3 protein-coding genes are annotated in these 1,832 nt (G+C 64.8%); 1 reads left to right on the top strand and 2 read right to left on the bottom strand.

Annotation, left to right across the window (positions count from 1 at the left end; translation table 11 throughout):
- Positions 1–127 precede the first annotated feature (127 nt).
- Together ACWDV4_RS30700 and tnpA are read right to left on the bottom strand one after the other, a co-directional pair.
- Positions 128–523, bottom strand: a complete 396-nt coding sequence (locus ACWDV4_RS30700; protein WP_449985999.1) for a VOC family protein — start codon at positions 521–523, stop codon at positions 128–130.
- A 107-nt stretch (positions 524–630) separates the two neighbouring features.
- On the bottom strand, positions 631–1,026 hold the full coding sequence (tnpA, locus tag ACWDV4_RS30695; RefSeq protein WP_449976635.1) for an IS200/IS605 family transposase: 396 nt from the start codon (positions 1,024–1,026) through the stop codon (positions 631–633).
- A 38-nt stretch (positions 1,027–1,064) separates the two neighbouring features.
- Between tnpA and ACWDV4_RS30690 the strand changes: the two genes are divergently transcribed.
- Entirely contained in the window at positions 1,065–1,715 is a 651-nt protein-coding gene (locus ACWDV4_RS30690; protein WP_449985996.1) for an RNA-guided endonuclease InsQ/TnpB family protein, read from the top strand.
- Positions 1,716–1,832: the final 117 nt, after the last annotated feature.

Here is a 1,832-nt window from a genome sequence, read left to right as displayed (position 1 = left end):
GGCAGCGCAGGCACGGGAATCCTTGTCGGTCACGGAGCGTAGAGAACTCACATGATCGACAATCCCGTGCCTGTTTGCTACCCCTGAACAGCTACCTGGGCTGCACACGCCCTACTGACGGTCTCTCTTAGTTCTGCGGTGCCAGGGTGCGTAGGACGCAGAACTCGTTGCCTTCGGGGTCTGCCATGACCACCCAGTTTCGGTCTGGGCCTTGGCCCACATCCGTCCTGGTGGCACCGAGGTCGAGCAGTCTGTGCACCTCAGCCTCGGTGCTGCCGTCGACCGGGCTGACGTCGAGGTGCAGCCGGTTCTTCACGGTCCTGCCCTCGGGCACCTGGATGAACTGCAAGGTGGGCGGCATCTGGCGGGCTCGAACATCCTCAACAGTCGGCATCCAGGAACCGATTTCGACCTTGCCTTCGCTTCGGTCGATCACCTTGAAGTCCAGGACCTCGCACCAGAAGGTCGCGAGTCGCTCCGGATCCTGGCAGTCAACGGTCAACTCGGTGAACCTACTTGTCATCGAAATCCTTTCGTGGAAACCCCCGGCTTTGGCCGTGGGGAGGAACGGAATCCCTGCGAAGCGGGTCAGGGGTAGCCCGTCCGCCGCCAAGGCGGTTGGGCGTCTGGTCAGACGTTGCGCTGGCTCTCGACATACCTCTTCACGATCTCCAGGGTCGCGCCTCCGACTGTGGCGACGAGGTACGAGTTGGTCCACAGAGTCGGTATCCGGGATCTGACCTCCGGGAACTCTTGCCGGATGAGCCGTGAGGAACGGCCCTTGATTTGCTTGACCAGCCGATGGATGCCGTACTGCGGATCGACGGTGACCAGAAGGTGCACCTGGTCGGGCATGGTTTCCAGCTCGACGATCGGGGCGTCACGCTCGGCGCAGACCTCGCCGATGATCTGCTTGAGCCGGATGTCAACGTCTCCGGTGATGACTTTCCGCCGATACTTCGGGCACCAGACGACGTGGTAGGTGCAGCGGTACACGACGTTGTTGTTCGACCTGATCTCGCCCACACCGACAGCATATAGCTTCGAGCTGTATACTGATCGGCGTGACCGAGACGGTGCGCTGCACCTACCGCCTGCGGCCTGGCCGCATGGCGCAAGCCGCACTGCTCGACGAGTGGGGGCGCTGCCGGTGGCTGTGGAACGAGGCCGTTCACCAGCAGAAGACCGGCCGCAAGCCGACGCTCGGCAAGCTGTCGAAGTTGCTGACCGAGACCCGGGCCGGCAGCGCCTGGCTGCGGGCCGGATCGCAGGTCGCTCAACAGCAGACGCTGCGTACCTATGCCGCCGCCCTCGATCACTCGTTCAAGATCAAGGGCAGGGGTCGGCCGAAGAAGAAGCGCAAGAAGGACGCCCTGCCGAGCCTGGAGTACACCACCCGGGGTTTCTCGGTCAAAGACGGCCGTCTGCGGCTGCCGAACAAGGTGACCGTTCCGGTTGTCTGGTCCCGCGAACTGCCGTCCGAGCCGACCAGCGTGCGGGTCTACCGCGACAGCCTCGGCCACTGGTACGCCTCCTTCGTGGTCCGTCGCGCAAGAACCGAGGCCCCCGAGGCGGGCCTGCCGGGCATCGGCGTTGACTGGGGCGTGAAGACCACCGCCACCACCACCGATCCGGTGTTCGACCTGCCGCACCTCGGACACCGCCGCCGCTGCGCGGCCGAACTGGCGAAGGCCCCACGCAGAATGGTCCGCTGACGTCGCCCGAAGGGTCAGCCGCAGACGAAGGGCTACCAGCAGGCGAAGCGGCAAGCGGCCCGAATCGCCAAGAAGGCGGCCCGGCAGAACACCCACGACGCCCGTGTGTGGGCCAAG

Source organism: Micromonospora sp. NPDC003197, from assembly GCF_053590565.1.
Note: the sequence above shows the minus strand (reverse complement) of the source record. Positions and strands in the feature narration are given on the sequence as shown.